Origin of the sequence: Crocosphaera chwakensis CCY0110 (genome assembly GCF_000169335.1) — a bacterium.
In the GTDB taxonomy this organism is placed as follows: domain Bacteria; phylum Cyanobacteriota; class Cyanobacteriia; order Cyanobacteriales; family Microcystaceae; genus Crocosphaera; species Crocosphaera chwakensis.
Genome location: NZ_AAXW01000121.1, coordinates 1 through 4,933 on the forward strand (window position 1 = coordinate 1; position 4,933 = coordinate 4,933).

The window sequence follows — 4,933 nt, forward strand, 5'->3', positions numbered from 1 at the left end:
GGTATTAGCCCATTTAGCGATTTGGTTAAGGTTATTTCCAATGCGAGCGATTTGTCTAGTTTGTTCTTGAACTAATGAACTATTTGAAACTGTCCAAGTTCGGGTTTTAGACATAGCTTGTCGGATGAGGTTAGATAAAGTAAGACCTGAGAGGGCGGCCTTTTCTTGCCAAGCTAATCGTTCAGAAGGAGTTACTCTAATAGTTAGATTAATGTTTCGTTTTTCGGTCATTTTAAAAAGAGGAGACAATTCCTTTCCCATCTGCCCAACGGGGGTTTTAGGGGGAAACCCCCTAAACAGCGACCCCATGCTAGAATTTTTATAATTTGACGATAACATAAGTGCATGGGGTCTGCTGGCTTCCGCTTCACGGAAGGGACAGCACTAGGAACCCTATACGGGGGTAATGTGGTTATAGTAATAGCATAATTATAAGGTATTTTCCTAATCGGAAAATAGTTATTTGTTGATGGGGGATAGTCCCCCAAACCCCCTTACTGGGGGACACCCCCAGACCCCCGTTGGGGCAGATGGGAAAGGAAAGTCTTTATTTGATTAATGGTTTAATATTGATAGTAGTTGTTAGGGAGGTGGGGTTAGAGAAGGTGTAAGAGTTGAAGTTTTAAGAGGTTTTATTAAGAGGGACTAGAAAAATGAACGCATTAGAAGTACAACTTCCCCCAAATATTAGTGTTGAAGAGGCACGACTCTTGTTGATGGTTAAGTTATTTGAAACAGGAAAATTAACGGTAGGACAAGCAGCAGAACTGGCGGGTTATTCTAAACCGACTTTTATTGAATTACTTGGTAAATTAGGGGTTCCTGTGATTAATTATCCCCCCGAAGAATTAGAACAGGAGATGAACTTTTGACCACAGAGGCGGTTACGAATAGCACTTGTTTAATTGGACTAGAACGCATTGGCCAGTTGAATTTGTTACCGATGGTTTTCTCCACTGTGTATGCACCGCCAATGGTGGCAACAGAAGTCAAAACCCCTTTAAGTTGGTTGACGGTTAAACCTGTCCAAAATGTCGGTGTTGTGGCTACGTTAAAAACCCAAATGGATGCAGGGGAAGCTGAGGCGATCGCCCTAGCAATGGAATTAGGGGATGTGTTGTTAATTCTTGATGATAAGAAAGCCCGTCGTGTTGCCCAACAACTTAATTTGAAGGTAATAGGGACAGTGGGAATGTTGCTACGTGGAAAACGTCAGGGGGTTATTTCTGAAATCAAACCGTTAATAATGGCATTGTTGGAAGCAGATTTTCGTATTAGTGAAGGAATTGTACGAGAAGCTTTGCGATTGTCAGGAGAAATTTAATTAGTTGCTCTTTTTAGAAGTTAAGTATAACACTATAATATTTATTTAGTTACAGCGTTTTTAACATTATCATACATTAATGATATAAATGGTTATTAACCACAATTATTAAAGTTGACTATAAGTTAATTTATACATTTAATTAAAACACTGTTTTGTTATTTGTTTAATGTTGTTATACATAACGTATAACAAATAATAGTAAAAAATTGCTAAACATATACTGACTATAAAATAAAGTAATTTTAGCTTAAATTTTAAACCCTTAGAAGTAATCAAGATGAGATTAGTAAGTTTTTCTTTTAGGGGATGCCGTAACCGTTTATCAGTACGGCATACTTTTAAGATTAAATTATTAAGCTTGAAAGAACTTAGACAAACTGCTTCCTTCTTCAGTAGGTCTATATTTCCAACCGCTTAACTCTTCAAGGTACTCAATGGGGTCAACTTCTAATAAAGAAGCTGCATCCTCTAAGTCTTTGACTGTGTTGAAACCGAAGTGCTTAGCTAAACCACTCCGGGTAATGCCTTCTCGTAGGTCTTCTGATGAGGGGTTCCATTCTTGTAAGCCTCTTTTGGGTAAGTAGTTTTGAAGCTTCTTAACCACCTTATCTGACCCAAGTTGGACTAAAACTGACAAGGTATCATTGAACTGCTTTTTAAGGGTGGTCAATTCCTGTTCTAGTTTCTCAAATTGGTCAGAGGTTACTAATGTTTTAGTTTGAATTGTCTCAATGGGTTCTGATTGGAACTCTTCTATAGTTTGGTTTAGGTTATCAACAGAGTCAAAAGTAAAGTAACCAATACGAGAATCCATAGACGACTCGATAAAGTATTGATACTTGTGATGACTATTCCAACGAGTTCTTAAGTTATCTGCTTTGCCAATATAGAGAAGTTGATGGTCTAAAGTGTAAACAAAATAGATTCCAGCTTGAGAGGGTAATTTAACTCGTTCAGTGATATGAACTGAGGGAATAGAACTTAGTAACATCCCGACAATTACATCGGTCTTATTTTGTCGAGTCTGTTCTACTTGTTCATCAATACCCTTCATTAACTCAGAGGGGCATCGGATAGTAAAGCTTGATGTGGTTTGACTTTTAGCCATGTTATACAATGTTAATTATTATAACTTATATTGTAATCTAGTTTGTCTAACAAATCTAATTAAAATTAGGTAATTAGACTTAGTTTTGAAAAATATTAGAATTTACTAAGAATTTATAGTTACGCTGCATACATAAATGTATAACAGTGTTAAACAATATGTATGTTATATTGCTTAATTTAAGAATATTTAAAAATTTAAGCAAGCACAAGTAAACTGTCTTTACTTAATAAAAAAAATTATTTAAGACAGTGTTATATTGTTAAGTATGCAATGTAGTCAATTTTGTTTAACAAATATAGTTATTCTTTCAGAAAGCTAGTTAAACTTGGGAGTTAATATGAGAGTTTAGCAAATTCACTTAATAAAGTGATTACAGTATTCTTATAATAAGAACACACTGTATGATAAATTAACTTACAAATACTTTCAGCTTAAGCTGTGACAGTAATAGAGGTTATTTTTCAAAGTAACCTGGAAACGACTGTAGCGAATGACTAGTTTACCTATTAATAGTTCCAGTGGTTAAGGGCGATAAATTGGTTAATTAAGGGAATATTGGTTGCTTCTAGGTTGGGGTAAAGACGATACGTGCAAAATTTATCACGATGTAAAGTTATGTAACAAGCCATGTATATACAGTCTCAAAACATTGCCGAGAATATATTCTTTTAGGCAATGTTTAATTTCAACAAAACCAATATATAAGGGTTTGAAGCATTCGGGTATTAGATCTCCAACTTTCTTTTTCGGCAAAGTTATTTTTATTCTTTTCTTTTAGTGCGATCGCCAATCCCAACTCATTCATAACGTTTATTTAAAAATAAATGAGAAAGAAAAGATAAGAAAGTGGTATATACATGGCCAATTTTAAGAATTTTAATATTTCTTAAGGACATGATAAAAAATACACGTATCTTGTCTTTACCCCGGTTGGAGATCTCAACTTTATGAAGATTTTGAAGCGGTTTGAGACCGAACAGAAGGAATGAAGCGTAGCGGAATGACTGAGTGAGTGTCGAAAACCGCATACAGGGGGTATGGGGGCAGTATGCCCCCATATAAATTAAATAACATGAGCGATGAGCGATTTCAAATTAGAAAATACGATTTGTAATTTAAAACTTCATAGAATTTGTTAAGTTCATAAAGTGTGGTTAATTTTTATTTCTTGCCTCTTGCTTTAAATCTAGAAATTTTATATTTTAGAAAAATATTACAGGTATGTTAATCTATTTAGATTAAAATTTATACTATGATACCTATTAAAGACTTTGACGCTTTTTTTAATTCTTATAAAAATATTGATAATGTAGCTTTTACTTTGTCAACAGTCAAAGAGAGTTCTACATTAAATCAAAAATATATTACTGATGAAAATTTTATTAATACTTATCATAAATATCTCGTAGGAGTTCTTCTTTATACGGAAGAAGATAATCAAATGGTAGAGTATGTTAAATACAATTATCAAACTTTAGACACAATTATTACGGGATGGTTATATATTTACGTTCTAGAAAAACCACATTTTAATCTACAAAATTATTTAAAATATTGGAAATCTATTTTAGGTACAACTTTATACGAAAGAATTAGTGTTTATAAACTTTTTAAACCAACCAAACCATTTGATAAAAATGAATCTATAAAAATTGCTGCTAAATTACAAGTTCCTATTAAGTTTTTTCCTTGTATGGTTTTACTTCCTCCTTTCAAAAATCTTTCAGGTGAAGAAAAATTAATTATTCCTATTAAGGAGGTTTCAAAAGAGTATTTTCGATATTTATTTTCTATCTTAAAAGAGCTTTGTAATAAATCAGTAAATGTTAATAAATATGAATCAATTAAAATTAATTTTGAAAGTATTTTACAATATTTAAAAGAACATTCTGAAGAAATTGATCAAGAAGTTTTTACAAGATATCAAGTTCAAGGGACAAACATCTTTGTTAATAGTTCATTTAAGAGGCTTAATATGACTGAAAATAATCCTGATATTAATATTACTAAAAGTAATGTGGCTAGTGTTACCGGTTTTGGTAAAATAGATACCGCTATTGTTGAACAGTACAATTTTTCTCCGGAAGAAAAGAAAAATTTAGAAGAAGTAGCTAAGCAAATTCAAGATTTATTAAATGAATTATCAAAAACTTATTTTCCTCCTAATCCTGCTAATAACTTAAAAATTGCGACAGAAACAATTGAAAGAATTGAGAAAAATTCTCATTTTAAAACTCGAATTGTTAGGATGTTAAAAGCTGGCGGACAAGAAGCTTTAAAAGAGTTAATTAATCATCCTGCTATTAATATTTTAATGGCATCAATAGAAGGATGGAATGCTATTGAATAATTTAAACACTTAATCATTAGTGGAGTATGAAAGCTATGGAAAAAGCTTTTCTGTTAATTAAAATTATTGCTCTATCTCAAGCATTGATTAGAGCTTTAATTTGTTTCTTTAAACTTTAAAGAATCCCACACAGGTTTTCAATGGT

Annotated in this window: 5 protein-coding genes; 3 read left to right on the plus strand and 2 right to left on the minus strand. The window is 32.5% G+C overall.

The window, feature by feature from the left end; all coding sequences use genetic code 11:
- A partial coding sequence (locus CY0110_RS27350; protein WP_232285824.1) for a MobC family plasmid mobilization relaxosome protein occupies positions 1 to 339 on the minus strand: 339 nt, incomplete at its 3' end.
- Positions 340 to 653: 314 nt separating this feature from the next.
- Between CY0110_RS27350 and CY0110_RS27355 the strand changes: the two genes are divergently transcribed.
- Complete coding sequence (locus CY0110_RS27355; protein ID WP_008278916.1) at positions 654 to 872, plus strand: UPF0175 family protein; 219 nt, start codon at positions 654 to 656, stop codon at positions 870 to 872.
- Positions 869 to 1,324: a DUF3368 domain-containing protein gene (locus CY0110_RS27360; protein ID WP_008278917.1), complete on the plus strand. Its 456-nt coding sequence runs from the start codon at positions 869 to 871 to the stop codon at positions 1,322 to 1,324. Before CY0110_RS27355 ends, CY0110_RS27360 begins: the two co-directional genes overlap by 4 nt.
- A 355-nt stretch (positions 1,325 to 1,679) precedes the next feature.
- Here the strand turns inward: CY0110_RS27360 and CY0110_RS27365 are convergent, their stop codons facing one another.
- The gene (locus CY0110_RS27365) at positions 1,680 to 2,435 is read right to left on the minus strand and encodes a GIY-YIG nuclease family protein (protein ID WP_008278918.1); all 756 of its coding nucleotides are present in this window, start codon (positions 2,433 to 2,435) and stop codon (positions 1,680 to 1,682) included.
- A 1,255-nt stretch (positions 2,436 to 3,690) separates the two neighbouring features.
- Here CY0110_RS27365 and CY0110_RS27370 point away from each other — a divergent pair.
- A complete protein-coding gene (locus CY0110_RS27370) occupies positions 3,691 to 4,788 on the plus strand; it encodes a hypothetical protein (RefSeq protein WP_008278919.1) in 1,098 nt (365 codons plus the stop codon).
- Positions 4,789 to 4,933: the final 145 nt, after the last annotated feature.